Annotated in this window: 12 protein-coding genes and 1 pseudogene; 12 read left to right on the top strand and 1 reads right to left on the bottom strand. The window is 61.3% G+C overall.

Annotation, left to right across the window (positions count from 1 at the left end; all coding sequences use genetic code 11):
• Positions 1-12 precede the first annotated feature (12 nt).
• The 4 genes from MOV63_RS01290 to MOV63_RS01305 are packed head-to-tail and all read left to right on the top strand — an operon-like array spanning position 13 to position 5,244.
• Positions 13-1,020, top strand: a complete 1,008-nt coding sequence (locus tag MOV63_RS01290) for an ABC transporter permease (protein WP_040125596.1) — start codon at positions 13-15, stop codon at positions 1,018-1,020.
• A gap of 1 nt (position 1,021) precedes the next feature.
• Positions 1,022-2,170, top strand: coding sequence for an ABC transporter permease (locus tag MOV63_RS01295; RefSeq protein ID WP_247031182.1), 1,149 nt, complete (start codon positions 1,022-1,024; stop codon positions 2,168-2,170).
• A 10-nt stretch (positions 2,171-2,180) separates the two neighbouring features.
• Entirely contained in the window at positions 2,181-3,848 is a 1,668-nt protein-coding gene (locus MOV63_RS01300; protein ID WP_247031183.1) for an ABC transporter ATP-binding protein, read from the top strand.
• Between the two features lie 25 nt (positions 3,849-3,873).
• Positions 3,874-5,244, top strand: coding sequence for an alpha-glucosidase/alpha-galactosidase (locus tag MOV63_RS01305; RefSeq protein WP_247031184.1), 1,371 nt, complete (start codon positions 3,874-3,876; stop codon positions 5,242-5,244).
• Positions 5,245-5,320: 76 nt separating this feature from the next.
• Here the strand turns inward: MOV63_RS01305 and MOV63_RS01310 are convergent, their stop codons facing one another.
• Positions 5,321-7,453 carry a TonB-dependent siderophore receptor gene (locus MOV63_RS01310; RefSeq protein ID WP_247031185.1) on the bottom strand — a complete coding sequence of 711 codons (2,133 nt, stop codon included), beginning with the start codon at positions 7,451-7,453 and terminating at the stop codon, positions 5,321-5,323.
• Between the two features lie 293 nt (positions 7,454-7,746).
• Here MOV63_RS01310 and MOV63_RS01315 point away from each other — a divergent pair, with 293 nt between their 5' ends.
• The 8 genes and pseudogenes from MOV63_RS01315 to MOV63_RS32730 all read left to right on the top strand — a co-directional run bounded on the left by MOV63_RS01315 (position 7,747) and on the right by MOV63_RS32730 (position 16,006).
• Entirely contained in the window at positions 7,747-8,727 is a 981-nt protein-coding gene (locus MOV63_RS01315; RefSeq protein ID WP_405029290.1) for an iron-siderophore ABC transporter substrate-binding protein, read from the top strand.
• Complete coding sequence (locus MOV63_RS01320) at positions 8,724-9,767, top strand: iron ABC transporter permease (RefSeq protein ID WP_247031187.1); 1,044 nt, start codon at positions 8,724-8,726, stop codon at positions 9,765-9,767. The genes MOV63_RS01315 and MOV63_RS01320 overlap by 4 nt, the downstream gene beginning before the upstream one ends.
• A 2-nt stretch (positions 9,768-9,769) precedes the next feature.
• Positions 9,770-10,804: a FecCD family ABC transporter permease gene (locus tag MOV63_RS01325; protein ID WP_405029288.1), complete on the top strand. Its 1,035-nt coding sequence runs from the start codon at positions 9,770-9,772 to the stop codon at positions 10,802-10,804.
• Positions 10,801-11,628, top strand: a complete 828-nt coding sequence (locus tag MOV63_RS01330; protein ID WP_247031189.1) for an ABC transporter ATP-binding protein — start codon at positions 10,801-10,803, stop codon at positions 11,626-11,628. The genes MOV63_RS01325 and MOV63_RS01330 overlap by 4 nt, the downstream gene beginning before the upstream one ends.
• Complete coding sequence (locus tag MOV63_RS01335) at positions 11,625-12,689, top strand: DUF2218 domain-containing protein (protein WP_247031190.1); 1,065 nt, start codon at positions 11,625-11,627, stop codon at positions 12,687-12,689. The genes MOV63_RS01330 and MOV63_RS01335 overlap by 4 nt, the downstream gene beginning before the upstream one ends.
• Before the next feature lie 121 nt (positions 12,690-12,810).
• A complete protein-coding gene (locus tag MOV63_RS01340; protein ID WP_051900666.1) occupies positions 12,811-14,331 on the top strand; it encodes an ATPase domain-containing protein in 1,521 nt (506 codons plus the stop codon).
• Positions 14,332-14,947: 616 nt separating this feature from the next.
• Positions 14,948-15,031: pseudogene (locus MOV63_RS32725) on the top strand (hypothetical protein); the annotation flags it as partial.
• A 102-nt stretch (positions 15,032-15,133) separates the two neighbouring features.
• Positions 15,134-16,006, top strand: coding sequence for an ATP-binding protein (locus tag MOV63_RS32730; protein WP_309500811.1), 873 nt, complete (start codon positions 15,134-15,136; stop codon positions 16,004-16,006).
• Positions 16,007-16,158: the final 152 nt, after the last annotated feature.

The raw sequence follows: 16,158 nt of genomic DNA on the forward strand, positions 1-16,158 counted from the left end.
GCGAACCGTCCGATGTTACGATTCCTGCTCGTGCGCATAGCGACCGCAATCCCCGTCCTGATCATTCTGAGCATCGTGACCTTCGCGATCATCCAGGCGCCACCCGGTGACTATGCCGATTACATCCGCTCGCAGCTGATCAACCAGAGCGGCGCGTCCTTCGCACAGGCCGACGAACAGGCTCGGGCCTACCGCATCGCCCACGGCCTCGATCAACCGATGGCCATCCAGTACTTCAACTGGATCAAGGGCATCGTTACACAGGGCGATTTCGGCTACAGCATGTTCTACAACAAGCCGGTGGCCGACGTCGTCGGCGAACGCCTGCCGCGCACGCTGCTCCTGGCGCTGGTCTGCCACATCCTTGCGTCGGTGCTCGGCATCGGCTTCGGCATATGGGCGGCAACCCGGCAATATTCCTGGATCGACAGCCTGCTCTCCGGCATCTCATTTCTCGGCATGACGGTGCCGCGCTTCCTGATGGCGCTGATCATCGTCTACCTGCTCGTCTTCCAACTCAACGTTTCTGAAATCGGCAGCTTCTTCTCGCCGCAATATGGCGGCGCGCCGTGGTCCTGGGCGAAATTCGCCGACCTCGTCAAACACGTCTGGCCGGTCGTCGCCATCGCCACCTTCGGGGGGCTCGCCTACAACATGCGCGTCATGCGCGGCAATCTGCTCGATACGCTGAACGCCCAGTATGTCGAGACGGCAAGGGCCAAGGGGCTTTCGGGCGGCGCGGTCGTCATGCGCCATGCCGTGCCCAATGCCCTGCACCCGCTCGTCATGTATCAGGGCGTCGTGCTTCCCTACATGCTGACCGGCGAGATCGAGACGGCGATCATCTTTTCGCTGCCGACCGTCGGGCCGGCGATCGTCGGCTCGATGGCCGTCGGCGACGTCTATGTGACGGCGACCTTCATGATGGTGCTTTCGGCCACGCTCATTGTCGGCAACATCATCGCCGACATGCTGCTGGCCATGCTGGACCCCCGCGTCCGTGCCTATGGAGGAGCCTGATATGCTTGCCTTCGACTCCTCGCCGCCACTGCCCCACGGGCAGATGTCCCTCGAACAGACGGCCAAGAACGCGCCGCACGGCAATGAGAGCTACACGGCGCTCGTCTGGCGCCGGCTGCGGCGCTCCTGGACCGGAATGATCGGCCTCATCCTCGTGGGATTGCTGCTGATCATGGCGATCTTCGCTGAGTTCTTCGCGCCGATGGATCCGAAGGCAACGGATGTCGGCTTTGCCCCGCCGCAGATAATGAGCTTTCACGACAAGGACGGCAACATCGTCTTCCAGCCGCGCGTCTATGGACAGACCGAGTCCGCAGAGCTCGACCCCGTGACCTTTCAGCCGGTCGTCGGTCCCGACTACGACAACCCTAACCGTCTCGGCTTCTTCGTGGCGGGCGCCGAGTACCGGCTGTTCGGACTGATCCCGACGAACCGCCATTTCTTCGGTTCCACCACCGGCCAGCCGGTGCATTTCCTCGGCACCGACAAGTTCGGCCGCGATGTGCTGTCGCGCGCCATCGTCGGCTCGCGGATTTCGCTGACGATCGCGCTCACCGTCGTTTTCATCGTCACGGTGATCGGCACCACGGTCGGCATGGTATCCGGCTATTTCGGCGGTTCGTTTGATACCTGGGTGCAGCGCTTCGTCGAAATCGTCCTCGCCTTTCCGCAGCTGCCGCTCTATCTGGCGCTGACCTCGCTCATCCCGGTGACGGCGCCGACCAACGTTTTCCTCGGCTTCGTCATCGTCGTGATGTCGGCGCTCGGCTGGGCGCAGATGTCGCGCGAGGTGCGCGGCAAGACACTGGCGCTCGCCCGCATCGACTATGTCCGGGCGGCCATGGCCGTTGGCGCGACCGACCGGCGGATCATCTTCCAGCACATCTTTCCGAACGTCATGAGCCACGTCATCGTCGCCGTCACGCTGCATATCCCGAGCGTCGTGCTGCTCGAGTCCTTCCTCGGCTTCCTCGGTTTCGCCGTGAAGCCGCCGCTGATCTCCTGGGGACTGATGCTGCAGGATACGGCAAACTATTCCGTGATCGGCACCTATCCCTGGATCCTGGCGCCGGTCGGTTTCGTGCTCATCACGGTTTTTGCGTTCAATGCGCTCGGCGACGGGCTGCGCGACGCAGTCGATCCTTATTGAGGTGGTCCAGATGGCTCTCGCACTCGTCAACAGCTTCGCCCCGCCCATCCGCCTCGACCATGCCGGCCGCACGGACGAGCCGATCATCGATGCCCGCAACGTCGCGGTGAACTTCAAGGTCGAGCACGGCATGGTGGAGGCCGTGAAGGATATCTCCTTCCAGCTCTACCGCGGCGAGACGATCGCCATCGTCGGCGAATCCGGATCGGGCAAATCGGTAACCGCACGCACCGTCATGGGGCTGCTGTCGAAGCGCGCCGTGGTGTCGCCGCAATCGACGGTCGCCTATGACGGCGCCAACATCCTGAAATTCTCCGAACGCGAACGCCGCAAGCTGCGCGGCGATCGTATCTCGATGATCTTCCAGGAGCCGATGAGCTCGCTGAACCCGATCTACACGATCGGCAGCCAGATCATTGAAGCCATTCGCGTGCATCGCCGGATGAGCCGGAAACAGGCCGAGGCCCGGGCGCTTGAACTGCTGAGGCATGTGCAGATTCCCGACCCTGAAGCGCGCCTGCGGCAATATCCGCATCAGCTCTCCGGCGGCCAGCGCCAGCGCGTGATGATCGCCATGGCGCTGTCGAACAATCCGGACGTGCTGATCGCCGACGAGCCGACGACGGCACTCGACGTCACCGTGCAGGCGCAAATCCTCAACCTCATCCGCAATCTCCAGAAGGAATTGCGGATGGCGGTGATCCTGATCACCCACGACCTGACCGTCGTGCGGCAGTTCTCCGATTATGTCTATGTCATGCAGCATGGCGAGATGTGCGAGCACAACACGACCGAAAAGCTCTTCGCCAGTCCGCAGCATGCCTACACCAAGCACCTGCTCGCCTCCGAGCCCCGCGGCCAGGCCAATCCGCTGCCGGAGGGCTGCGACGTCATTCTCGACGCCAAGGGCGTGCGCGTCTCCTTCATGCTGCGCCACGGCACCTTCTTCAAGCCGGAGCTGAGGGAGCTTGTCGCGGTCGACAGCCTCGATCTGACGCTTCGCCGCCATGAAACGCTGGGGCTCGTCGGTGAGTCCGGTTCGGGCAAGACGACGTTCGGACAGGCGCTTCTGCGGCTGAATGACACCGACAGCGGCGAGATCTACTTCGACCGGCAGCCGATCCACGGCCGTTCGCGCGTCGAAATGCGGCCGTTGCGCTCGCGCATGCAGGTGGTCTTCCAGGATCCGTTCTCGTCGCTCAATCCGCGCATGACGATCGGCCAAATCATCGAGGAAGGGCTCGTCGTCAACAAGCTCGGCGCGACAAAGGCCGAACGGCTCGACCGCGTGCGCGAGGCGCTCATCGCAGCTGGCATGCCGGGCAACATCCTGTCGCGCTTCCCGCACGAGTTTTCGGGCGGCCAGCGTCAGCGTATCGCCATTGCCCGCGCCATCGCGCTCGAGCCTGAATTCATCCTGCTCGACGAACCGACTTCGGCTCTCGATCTTTCGGTTCAGGCGCAGATCATCGAACTCTTGCGCAAGCTGCAGGACGAGCGGGGCCTCAGCTACCTTTTCATCTCGCACGATCTGAAGGTCGTGCGTGCCCTCTGCCACCGGGTCATTGTCATGCAGCACGGCAAGATCATGGAAGAGGGTCCCGTCGACGAAGTTCTATCCCACCCCAAGACCGCCTACACCGAACGGCTCGTCAAGGCCGCTTTCGAGGTAGCATAATGATTGCCGAATGCCGGAGGTTATAATGGCACGAAATCCCAGGATCGCATTTATCGGAGCAGGCTCGACCGTTTTCATGAAGAATATCATCGGCGACGTCCTGCAGCGCCCGGCGCTGTCGGGCGCTACCTTCGCCTTGATGGATATCAATCCGCAGCGTCTCGAAGAAAGCGCGATCGTCGTCAACAAGCTGATTTCAACACTCGGCGCCAAGGCGAAAGCCGAGACCTATTCCGACCAGCGCAAGGCGTTGGCGGGCGCGGACTTCGTCGTTGTGGCCTTCCAGATCGGCGGTTACGAACCCTGCACGGTGACCGACTTCGAGGTCCCCAAGAAGTTCGGCCTGCGCCAGACGATCGCCGACACGCTCGGCATCGGCGGCATCATGCGTGGCCTGCGCACCGTGCCGCATCTGTGGAAGATCTGCGAGGACATGCTCGCCGTTTGCCCCGAGGCGATCATGCTGCAATACGTCAACCCGATGGCGATCAACATCTGGGCGATTTCGGAGAAATATCCCGCGATCAAGCAGGTCGGCCTCTGCCACTCGGTGCAGGGCACGGCAATGGAATTGGCGCATGACCTCGACATTCCCTACGAGGAAATCCGCTACCGCTCGGCCGGCATCAACCACATGGCTTTCTATCTGAAGTTCGAGCATCGCCAGGCGGATGGCTCCTACAAGAATCTCTATCCGGATCTGGTCCGTGCCTATCGCGAAGGCCGCGCGCCCAAGCCCGGCTGGAACCCGCGCTGCCCGAACAAGGTGCGCTACGAGATGCTGACCCGCCTTGGCTATTTCGTCACCGAGAGCTCGGAGCATTTCGCCGAGTATACGCCTTACTTCATCAAGGAAGGCCGCGAGGACCTGATCGAGAAATTCGGCATCCCTCTGGACGAATATCCGAAGCGCTGCATCGAGCAGATCGCCCGCTGGAAGGGGCAGGCGGAGGCCTATCGTTCAGCCGACAAGATCGAGGTCGCGCAGTCGAAGGAATATGCCTCGTCGATCATCAATTCGGTCTGGACCGGCGAACCCTCCGTCATTTACGGCAACGTGCGCAACAATGGCTGCATCACTTCGCTGCCCGACAATTGCGCAGCCGAGGTTCCCTGCCTGGTCGACGCGTCGGGTATTCAGCCGACCTTCATCGGCGACCTGCCGCCGCAGCTCACGGCACTGATCCGCACCAACATCAACGTCCAGGAGTTGACGGTTCAGGCACTGATGACCGAGAATCGCGAGCACATCTATCACGCTGCAATGATGGACCCGCATACAGCGGCGGAACTCGATCTCGACCAGATCTGGGCGATGACAGACGAGCTGCTTGCCGCTCACGGCGACTGGCTGCCGGCTTGGGCCCGCACCGGCCGCAAGGTTCAGGCTGCCTGACCAACTCCCTCCCGGTCCGGCGCCTCAAGAAGTCTCGCAGCCTTGCCGCGGGACTTTTTGTCCTAGGACCGGAGGATCACCACGTCTGGCGCAGCGTCGCGTAGATTGCGCGACCGGGATTATAATAATAGGCGCCGCCGTCATCGTTGGCGATATGCTTCTCGTCAAACAGATTGCTGGCATTCATCTGGAGCGTCGTGTTCTCCTGGATCTTATAGGTAAAGGCGGCATCGAAGACGATGGCACCGTCCGATTTTCGGCTATTTGCGTTGTCGAAGTAATACGAACCCGTATAACGAGCCCCGAGCCCGAACGTCATATCGCCGCGGCTTCCGTTGCCTTCTACCGTATAAGTGCCCCAGATCGAGGCCAAGTGCTCCGGAACCTGGGCGAAGCGCTTGCCACCGTAGGAGCCGCCATTCTCGACGATCTTTGAGTCGATATAGGAATAGGATGCGATGAGGTTGATATTGTTCGTCACCTCCGCCTTGGCCTCGAGATCGATACCACGATGCCGGATCTTGTCGACCGCCGCCGGCAGGTACGTCGGAGCTTCATAGGTCGTGATGTTCTCCATCGTCAGGTCGTAGACGGAAGCGGTGAACAGGGCGGGGAAGGCATCCGGGCGATATTTGATGCCGGCTTCATACTGCGTGCCGAGCGTAGGCTCGGTACCCGCGCTCGGCGGCGCGACGGATTCGGCATAGCTGACATAGGCCGCAAGTTCCTCGGTGAGCTTATAGCTCAGGCCGAAGCGCTTGGTGAATTCGCTAAAGTCGCCAGACGCCGAGGTGCCTGTAAGCCGGTCTGTTTCCTGGAGGTCAAGCCAATCGTTGCGCAGGCCGATGCTCGCCGTCAGCTTGTCGAAAAAGGTCAGATCCTGCTGCAGATAGATCGCCTTGGTCTTTTGGTCACTGGCCACGCTGGCGTACGGCGACAGCGATCCGGGTCCGCCCGAATAGACCGGATTTTGCCAGTTTATGACCGGAGCAGCGGTGTAGAAGCTGTCATTCTTCGACTCGAACTTGTTATACTCGACGCCGAGCAGCGTACGGCTTTCCACATCGTTAAAATTCGTCTCGTAGAGCAGATGCGCATCGACGATGAATTGTTCGGATGACTTGTCGCTGCCGAAGTAATTTCGGTCAACCATGCCCGTGGGATCGTTAGCACCCAGCGCATCGTAGATATAGGCATAACCGAATCCGGTATCCGACTTGCTGTAGCGCGCGTTGGCGTTGAAGGTCAGGCCATTCCCGAAATCGTGGTCGAGCGTGACACCGTAGGTGTTCCTGTTCGTCGTATCGTAGTTGTAGTCCGGCTCGCCGAAGAAGCGATCCCTGTCGAGATTCGTCCCCCTCGGATGGCCGCCGCTGCTGGGTGTGCCGTCCTTGTCGAGATGATCGAAGACGAATGAGAGGCTCGTCGCAGCCGTGGGGCGCCAGGTCAGGCCACCCATGATGAAGTTTTCGTCATCCTGCGAGTAGTCGTACTCGGCGTCCGACCGCTGCAACTTGCCGGTCAGGCGGTATGAGAGGGTGTCATCCTCGGTGATATTGTCGCCGAAGTCGAAACCGGTCTCCTTGTGGCCGAAGGAACCGCCGGTGCCGTAAATCTCGCCGAAACGTTCGCTCTTCGGCCGCTTGGTGACATAGTTCACCGAGCCACCGGGATCGGAAACCCCGAAGCCCGTGGAGTTGGCGCCCTTCAGTACCTCGATGCGCTCGAAGGCAAAGGGTTCTTCCCGGATCCCGCTCCAGGTTCTGCCGATGACTAGCCCGTCGCGATATGTAAAGGGCGTGAAACCGCGGATCTTGAAATAGTCGTAACGGTCGTCCGAACCGTAATAGTCCGTGACCACGCCGGCGGTATATTGCACGACCTGCTCGATGCTGTCCGCACCGCGCTCCCGGACTTCCTTGGACGTGATGACGGAGACGGACGCGGGCGTTTCCAGAATATCCGCCGGCATCTTGCCGACGCCGGTCGTCTTCGTCGCGACGATCGACTTCGAATCGTTGTCGGTATCGAGGCTGGCGCCGCTGCCCTGGATGACGATCGGTGCGAGTGTCGTATCGGCGTTCGAGCTTTCCTGGCCAAGCGCTAAGGTCGGCGTGAAGGCGACAAGCGCCGTGCAACCCAGAAGGACCGCATTCCGGTAGCGGATAAGGGCCGGTCTCGAGCGAGCGCTTGTTCTTTCGTTGTCCATATTCACGTTCCAGAAGTTGATTAGGCGAGAGATCGCCGAGACTGATGCCAGATCTGGGGGAATCATCCCGAACGACATCCTGGTCTGGTACGCCCCCGGACCGCTATTAACTTGAGCATGATTGTCCAGTATTGTAAATTCTTCAGGCTTTGTAGGATCCCACGGGAATCTCAGTGCTCTTGTCGGTGCAGGCCTGGAGGGCGGTTGACGTGGCTCTCTTAACCTGAAAGTGAAAGTCCACTTAAGGTCTGCGGAGTTTGACGATGCTGCGGTTACTGCTTTCGGCCGTGAAAATGGCGGCGATAGCCATCTGGATTGTTGCGTTCGGCAGCGCCGGGGCAGGCGCCCGGGCTGCCGAAGGAACGACCTATCCCGTCACCATCAAGCACGCGTTTGGCACGACGATCGTCGCCAAGAAGCCTGAAAGAATTGCGACCGTCGCCTGGGCAAACCATGAAGTGCCGCTGGCGCTGGGTGTCGTGCCTGTCGGCTTCGCCAGGGCCAATTTCGGCGACGACGACGGCGATGGGATATTGCCCTGGGTAGCCGAAAGGCTCGCAGCGCTCCATGCCGCCAAGCCGGTGCTTTTCGATGAAGGGGACGGCATCGATTTCGAGGCGGTCGCCGCCACCAAGCCCGATGTGATCCTGGCGTCCTATTCCGGCTTGAGCCAATCGGATTATGATACTTTGAGCCAGATCGCTCCGGTCGTCGCCTATCCCGAAGCGCCCTGGTCGACCGACTGGCGTGACATGATCCGCCTGAACAGCGCTGGCATGGGCATGGCCTCCGAAGGCGAGGCGTTGATCGCAAGGATCGAAGCCGACATCGCCAAAGTGGTTGGCGGGCATCCTGAGCTCCGGGGTAAATCCGCGATGTTCATTACCCATCTCGATGCGACTGACCTGAGCACCGTCAACTTCTATACGACGAACGATACCCGGGTGAGGTTCTTCGCGGATCTTGGTCTGAAGTCCCCCGGAAGCGTCGTCGAGGCTTCGAAGTCGGGGAAATTCGCAGGCTCTGTCAGCGCCGAGCGCATCGACGTCTTCGACGACGTCGATATCGTCGTCACCTATGGAAACCGGAAACTGCTCGATGCGCTGGCGGCGAACCCCTTGATGTCCAGAATGCCGGCTGTGGACAAGGGCGCTCTCGTCATGCTCGGCCGCAACCCGATCGGCACGGCGGCAAATCCGACACCGCTTTCGATCTCATGGGTCTTGAAGGACTATGTGGATCTGCTTGCGGACGCGGCCAGAAAATCCAAATGACGGCCGGCAGCATACGATCGTTCTCTCGGTCGCTCGTCTCTCGACGTTCGAACCGGATCCGCGGTCTCTGGCTAGCCGGATTGGTCCTCACCCTTTCCGCTCTCTGTGCGCTCTCCGTCACGGTCGGCACCCGTGAGGTGGCCTGGAGCGATATCGTGGCGGCGCTCGCGGGGCGGATCGACAGCATCGGCCAGGCAGCAGTGAGCGTGCGTATCCCGAGGACCGTGCTTGCCGTACTTGCTGGAGCCGCGCTCGGGCTTGCCGGGGCAATCATGCAGAGCGTCACCCGCAATCCTCTCGCCGATCCGGGCATTCTCGGCGTCAATATGGGGGCATCGCTGGCCGTCGTGACCGGCGTGGTCTTGTTCGATATGTCCTCCGCGCAGGGTTATATCTGGGCTGCGATCCTCGGAGCCGGGTGTTCGGCGGTTTTCGTCTACACGATAGGATCGCTCGGGCGCGGCGGGGCGACGCCGTTGAAGCTGGCGCTGGCCGGAGCCGCAACGTCGGTTGCCTTCTCCTCCATGGTGATTGCCGTGGTGTTGCCGCGCGCCGATATCGCGGGCGGCATCCGCTCCTGGCAGATCGGCGGCGTGGGCGGCGCGACCTTCGAGCGCATTGTTCCGGTCCTGCCGTTTCTTGCCGCCGGTTTCGTGGTTAGCCTTCTGTCGGCGCGAAAGCTGAATTCACTGGCTTTGGGCGATGATGTCGCGGCAGGGCTCGGGGAACACGTCGCCGTGGCCCGCGCTGTCGCCTCGCTTGGTGCCATTCTCCTGTGTGGGGCAACAACGGCAGTCTGCGGGCCAATCGGCTTTCTGGGACTGGTCGTACCGCATGCCTGCCGTCTGCTGGTCGGGATCGATCATCGGTGGTTGCTGCCGTTTTCCGCGCTTGGCGGCGCTTGCCTGCTGCTGGCGGCGGATGTCGTCGGGCGTATCGCCACCAGACCTGCCGAAATCGACGTTGGAATTATCACGGCCCTCGTCGGGGCTCCGTTCTTCATCTGGATCGTCAGGCGGCAGCGGGTTCGAGAACTGTGACAGTGCTTTCCCCAACTATTGGTCTCATCGTTGAAAATCGCCGCCGGCGCACGCGCCGGCATGTTCTCGTGACAACCATTTTATTGGCTGTCCTCGTCATTCTTTTTGCGGTGACCCTGTCGCTCGGCCAGTCCTTCACGCCGCCCGGTGACGTCATGCGCGTCCTGCTCGGGGAGGATGTCGCAGGTGCTGCCTTTACGGTCGGCAAGCTGCGGCTGCCGCGCTCGGTCCTTTCCGTTCTCGCCGGACTGGCCTTTGGGCTCGGCGGCGTCACGTTCCAGCTCATGCTGCGCAATCCGCTGGCCAGCCCGGACATCATTGGCATCACTTCGGGCGCAAGTGCTGCGGCCGTGTTTGCCATCGTTGTCCTGTCATTGAGCGGGCCGATCGTTTCGGTCCTGGCGGTTGGCGCCGGCCTTGCCGTGGCGCTGCTGATCTACGCATTGTCATTCCGCAACGGGGTTGCGGGGACCCGGCTCATTCTCGTCGGGATCGGCGTCTCGGCCATGCTGGAAAGCGTCGTCGCCTATATCCTCTCCAGCGCTCCGGCCTGGAACCTGCAGGAGGCCATGCGCTGGCTGACCGGCAGCGTCAACGGCGCGCAGCTCGGCCAGGCGCTTCCGCTTCTCCTAGTGCTGGTCACATTTGGCGGACTTCTGCTCAGCCGGGGGCGCGACCTGGAGGCACTTCGCCTGGGCGACGACATGGCTGCGGCCTTGGGGGTCAAGGTGGCAAGGACCCGAATGCTGGTCATGGTTGCGGCGGTCGGGATGATCGCATCCGCGACGGCGGTGGCGGGGCCGATCGCCTTTGTCGCCTTCCTGTCCGGACCGATCGCCGCCCGGGTCATCGGACGTAACGGATCGTTGCTGATACCGGCGGCATTGATCGGGGCGATACTCGTCCTGGGCGGGGACTATGTCGGTCAATTCCTTCTGCCAAGCCGTTATCCGGTGGGTGTGGTGACCGGAGCACTCGGCGCGCCCTATCTGATCTATCAGATCGTGCGCGCCAACCGGATGGGAGGTTCGCTATGACTGTTCATTCTCTGACCGCGAGCCGGCTTTCGGCCGGTTATAACGATGCCGAAATTTTGCACGCGCTGGATCTTACGGTGCCGCCCGGCAAGATTACCGCTGTCGTCGGCGCCAATGCCTGCGGCAAGTCCACGCTCTTGCGCACCATGTCCCGGCTCATCTCGCCCAGCCAGGGGCATGTGTTGCTGGACGGCAAATCGATCCATCGTATCCCATCCCGGGAGCTGGCCCGGACACTGGGGCTACTTCCCCAGTCGCCGATCGCGCCGGAGGGCATTACCGTCGCCGATCTCGTCAGCCGCGGGCGGCATCCGCATCAAGGCCTGTTTTCACGCTGGACGCGCAAGGACGACGAAGCCGTCGAGAGCGCGCTGACGGTGACCAGAACCGTCGAGCTTGCCGAGCGGCCGGTGGACGAGCTTTCAGGTGGGCAGCGCCAGCGCGTCTGGATCGCCATGGCGCTGGCACAGCAGACGGATGTTCTGCTGCTCGACGAACCGACGACCTTTCTCGACATCAATCACCAGGTCGAAGTTCTCGATCTGCTGACCGATCTCAACCACGCGCGGGGAACCACCGTCGTCATGGTCCTGCACGATCTCAATCTCGCGGCGCGTTATGCGGATTACCTCGTCGCGATAGCCGAGGGGCGGGTGCATGTTGCCGGCAGGCCCGAGGACGTATTGACGGAAAAGAACGTGCGGCAGGTCTTCGGGCTCGAGAGCCGCGTCATTACCGACCCCACATCGGGCCGGCCGATCATGCTGCCGATCGGCCGCCATCGGATGGCGGAGGGGCAGGATCTAAAGGAGAATCGGTCATGAATGCAGTTCAGTCGCTCAAATTGTCCGGCGTCGCACTGCCAAAGGATGCCGAACGCATGCTCGACGAAATCTGCGAGCACTTCATCGAGCATGCCGACGTGCAGCGAAGCGAGAACCACGCACTGCTGAAGAGCAAGCACAGCACGACGAGCATTCGACTGGCAGACAGCAAGCTCCTGATCGAACTGGCCTGCGAGTCGGAAGCGGCCTTGCAGCTGAATCAGACGATGATTGCAGAGCACCTGTTCTATTTTGCAGGAGAGGATTCTCTTGAATTGACGTGGTCCGAGCATTCGTCCCTCGCGGTGCTGCCGAATATCCACGAGGTGACGGTCGTCTCGGCGGAGGATGTCACCCCTCACATGCGGCGGGTGAAGTTTGCTTGCGCCGATATAGCGCCGTTCGTCGGTGGCGACATGCACGTCCGTCTTCTGGTTCCCCCGAAGGGCAGGCCGCCGGTCTGGCCGGGAATCCGCCAAGACGGGCGCGTCTCCTGGCCCGAGGGCGAAGACGAGATTCTGGTTCGCATATATACGATCCGCGCCGTCGATATCGAACGCCGGGAATTGTGGATCGACTTCCTGCAGCATCCGTCCTCCCCCGTGGCGACACCTGGAGCCGATTTCGCCCGCGACGTGCAGCCCGGAGAAAAAGTAGCGCTGCTCGGGCCCGGAGGGGGAAGCCTTCCGGCGGCACAGTCCATTCTTCTGGTCGGCGACGAAAGTGCTCTTCCCGCCATCGCCCGGATCGCGGCCGAAGTGATGCCGGGCACCCGGATGCAGGTTATCATCGAAGTGCTGGATGAAGCGGAGGAGCAGCCGCTTCCGTCGGCGGGGTCGTTGGATATCCGCTGGCTGCATCGGCGGAGCTATCCGGCCGGAGCGAAAGGCATTCTTGCCGAGGAAGCCAAGAAAGCGGTCGCCTCCATCAAGGACGGTACCTTCGTCTGGGTCGCCTGCGAAAAAGAGGACGTCCGTTCCATCCGCGCCTTCCTGAAAAGCCGCAGGCACGACAAAAAGATGATGTATGTGGCCTGGTACTGGGAACAACATTCCGCCTGATGCTTTGTGGGGCGGGCGAGCCTTTCGAAAGCCGTCCGGCATACCTCGGCGGCCCCTCTTGAGGCTTGTCCGCCGCAATCTATATGATCTTGTTCAAGGGTTTCCACTGCAAAGGTTGAACATGACAGAACGGTTCGAAGAGGCGGAGTTTGTCGACCCTCCGCGTATCTCGAGCGGCGTGCCCGGTCTCGATACCATCCTCGACGGGGGCCTCGATGAAAACCGGCTTTATCTCTACGAGGGCCGGCCTGGCACGGGCAAGACCACGATCGCCCTGCAATTTCTGCTCGAAGGTGTCCGCCAGGGAGAGCAGGTGCTTTACATCACCCTTTCCGAGACGGAACGCGAGCTGCAGCTTGTCGCCTCCCGTCACGGCTGGTCGCTCAAGGGTATCGAGGTCTTCGAACTCGTCCCTCCGGAGACCACGCTCGACCCCGACCGCGAGCTGACGGTCTTCCATCCGGCGGAAATGGAGCTCAACGAGACGACGAAGCTCATTCTCGATCGCGTCTCCGAACTCAACCCGAGGCGCGTGGTCATCGACAGCCTTTCCGAATTGCGCCTCCTCGCTCACAGTCCGCTGCGTTATCGGCGCCAGGTCCTGGCGCTGAAGCACTTCTTCGCCAGCCGGCAGTGCACCGTCATCCTTCTTGACGATCTGTCGTCTCAACAGAACGACCTGCAACTCCATTCGATTTCCCACGGGGTCGTGCTGCTGGAGCAGTTGGCGATCGACTTCGGCGCAGAACGGCGCCGCATGCGGGTCGTCAAGATGCGTGGCATCAAGTTTCGCGGCGGCTACCATGATTTCACGATCGAGAAGGGTGGTCTCCACATTTTTCCGCGCCTCATCGCTGCGGAGCATCATCAGGCTTTCGACGACGAGTTCACCTCCAGCGGGAACAAGGAAATCGACGACATGCTGGGCGGCGGGCTCGAGCGAGGTACCAACGTCCTGTTCCTGGGGGCCGCCGGGGTAGGAAAGTCGTCACTTGCCCTGACCTATGCCTTGGCGGCGGCAAACCGCGGCGAACATGCCGTCATTTATGCCTTCGATGAGGGGCGTGGAACGCTGCAGGCGCGGGCCAGGAACTTGGGTTTCGATCTTCAAACCCATCTGGACAGCGGGTTGATCCGGTTGCAGCAGATCGATCCTGCGGAACTATCTCCAGGGGAGTTTACCGCCAACGTCCAGAAAAGCGTGGAGGTCGACGGCGCGCGCGTCGTCGTCATCGACAGTTTGAATGGCTACATGAATGCGATGCCGGACGAGCGTTTTCTGGTCCTGCAGATGCACGAACTGCTGACCTACCTTGGCCAGCGTGGCGTACTGACCATCCTTGTCCTCGCACAGCATGGGCTCGTGGGCCCGCTCGAGGCTCCGCTCGACCTGAGCTATCTCAGCGATTCCGTCATCATGCTGCGGTATTTCGAAGTGCAGGGCACCGTGCGCCGAGCGATATCCGTCGTGAAAAAGCGAAGCGGCAGGCACGAGCACAGCGTGCGCGAGTTCAGGCTGTCCGACAATGGCATCAAACTCGGGCCGCCGACGCTCGAGTTCACCGGCGTGCTAGCCGGCTCGCCGTATTTTTCAGCCGCTCCTGTAACGAGTTCAGCAGACGGAAATGATGGCGCCAGGTGAAGACCAACCAGAACCCGTTATTGTCTTTGCTCCGGTCGGCAGAGATGCGGCCGCCTCAGTCGGCTTGCTCAATCGAAGCGGCATCGCGGCAAAGGCCTGTAACGATCTTCAAAACCTCACGGGAGCACTGCAGACCGGCGCTGCAGCCGCATTTATTGCCGAAGAGGCCCTGTTCGGAAAAGATGCGAGTTTGCTTTTCAAATGGGTTGCCGACCAGCCGCCATGGTCGGATCTTCCTTTTATCCTGCTGACCAGCCGCCAGGAGCAGACCGGCATCGAGGCATGGCGGCAGAAACTGATCGATTCCTTGCGCAACGTGTCCCTTCTGGAGCGCCCGATCCAGGCTCTGACCCTTGTCAGCACGATCCAATCGGCGCTTCGCGCGCGAGCCCGACAGTTGGAACTGCGTACGCTGCTGGAAGAGCGCGAGCAGGCCGCCCAGGAACTGGAGAAGCAGGTCATCGTGCGCACCCAGGAACTCAAAGCAGCAAACGAGGCCCTGCGCGACCAGATGACGGTGCGGGCGCATGTGGAGGAGAAGCTTCGGCAAGCCCAGAAGATCGAAGCGATCGGCCAATTGACTGGGGGCGTCGCTCACGATTTCAACAATCTGCTGATGGTGATTTCCGGAGGACTGGAAATGCTCGACCGCCAGACGGACCCGGCCAGGCGAAAACGCTTGATGGACGGCATGCGCCAAGCCGCCGAACGCGGATCGGGCCTGACACGGCAGCTTCTGGCTTTTTCCCGCCGGCAGGAACTCCGGCCGCAGACAGTCGATCTCGCCCGCCAGATCGGGGGGATGCGCGAACTGCTCGACCGCAGTCTGAGGGGCGATGTCCATGTCACCCTCGAGTTCTCACCTGATCTGTGGCCCGTCGAGGTTGACGCAAGCGAGCTGGAACTTGTTGTTCTCAATCTTGCAGTCAACGCCCGCGACGCGATGCCCAAAGGGGGCACGATAGAAATCCGCGCGGAAAACGTTCCTGTCTCGGATCAAGCCGGCCCCGCCAAGGACTTCGTCTGCCTTTCCGTCAGCGACAACGGCTCCGGAATGACCCGAGAGGTGCAGGCGCGCGTGTTCGAGCCGTTCTTTACCACCAAGGACATTGGCAAGGGATCCGGCCTTGGCCTTGCGCAGGTGCACGGTTTCGTCCAGCAGTCGGGCGGGAAGATAAAGATCGAAAGCGAAATCGGCCGGGGAACGAAAATAATCCTCTTGTTGCCGCGTTCTTCGAACCAGCCTGGACCGGATCAGCACAATCTGGTCGATCTGCACGTCGCGCGGCGACGCCCGGCTTCGGCGGGCAGCATCCTGCTGGTTGAAGACGACGACGAAGTCGCGGCTCTTGTCAGTGAAATGCTGGATGATCTTGGATTTCAGGTCGTCCGTGCCGCGACGGCTGCCGCTGCTCTCGGCGCGCTTGCGAACGGGCGGCGGGTGGACCTGGTATTTTCCGATATCATGATGCCTGGAGGAATGAACGGCGTGGAGTTGGCAAAGGAAATTCGCGCCCGCCGCACGGACCTGCCGATCCTGTTGACGAGTGGATATTCCGAGGTCGCCAAACAGGCGGCAGACGCGCAAGGCATCAAGATCCTGCGAAAACCTTACCAGCTTGCCGAACTGTCAGAGGCTCTTAAAGGAGCAATATTCAAGAACGACATCAACTGATGCCGCCAGACCGTGGATTGACAAACAATGCGAGGGGAGTTTTTCGTTCGGCCGAGCGAGGTGCGTCCGGCGACATACTTTTGCCGGCGCCGAATCTATCATTCTTCTGGCTAAACTAGAAGGAAGCACAACCGGGAATAACAAATCCTTTA

Source organism: Neorhizobium sp. SHOUNA12A (assembly GCF_023006505.1).
Taxonomy (GTDB): Bacteria; Pseudomonadota; Alphaproteobacteria; order Rhizobiales; family Rhizobiaceae; genus Neorhizobium.

Excerpts from the sequence above, each read along its gene's own strand:
- MOV63_RS01290 (WP_040125596.1), top strand. The coding sequence starts at position 13 with ATGTTACGATTCCTGCTCGTGCGCATAGCGACCGCAATCCCCGTCCTG.
- MOV63_RS01295 (WP_247031182.1), top strand. The coding sequence starts at position 1,022 with ATGCTTGCCTTCGACTCCTCGCCGCCACTGCCCCACGGGCAGATGTCC.
- MOV63_RS01300 (WP_247031183.1), top strand. The coding sequence starts at position 2,181 with ATGGCTCTCGCACTCGTCAACAGCTTCGCCCCGCCCATCCGCCTCGAC.
- MOV63_RS01305 (WP_247031184.1), top strand. The coding sequence starts at position 3,874 with ATGGCACGAAATCCCAGGATCGCATTTATCGGAGCAGGCTCGACCGTT.
- MOV63_RS01310 (WP_247031185.1), bottom strand. The coding sequence starts at position 7,453 with ATGGACAACGAAAGAACAAGCGCTCGCTCGAGACCGGCCCTTATCCGC.
- MOV63_RS01315 (WP_405029290.1), top strand. The coding sequence starts at position 7,747 with ATGGCGGCGATAGCCATCTGGATTGTTGCGTTCGGCAGCGCCGGGGCA.
- MOV63_RS01320 (WP_247031187.1), top strand. The coding sequence starts at position 8,724 with ATGACGGCCGGCAGCATACGATCGTTCTCTCGGTCGCTCGTCTCTCGA.
- MOV63_RS01330 (WP_247031189.1), top strand. The coding sequence starts at position 10,801 with ATGACTGTTCATTCTCTGACCGCGAGCCGGCTTTCGGCCGGTTATAAC.
- MOV63_RS01335 (WP_247031190.1), top strand. The coding sequence starts at position 11,625 with ATGAATGCAGTTCAGTCGCTCAAATTGTCCGGCGTCGCACTGCCAAAG.
- MOV63_RS01340 (WP_051900666.1), top strand. The coding sequence starts at position 12,811 with ATGACAGAACGGTTCGAAGAGGCGGAGTTTGTCGACCCTCCGCGTATC.
- MOV63_RS32730 (WP_309500811.1), top strand. The coding sequence starts at position 15,134 with ATGCGCGAACTGCTCGACCGCAGTCTGAGGGGCGATGTCCATGTCACC.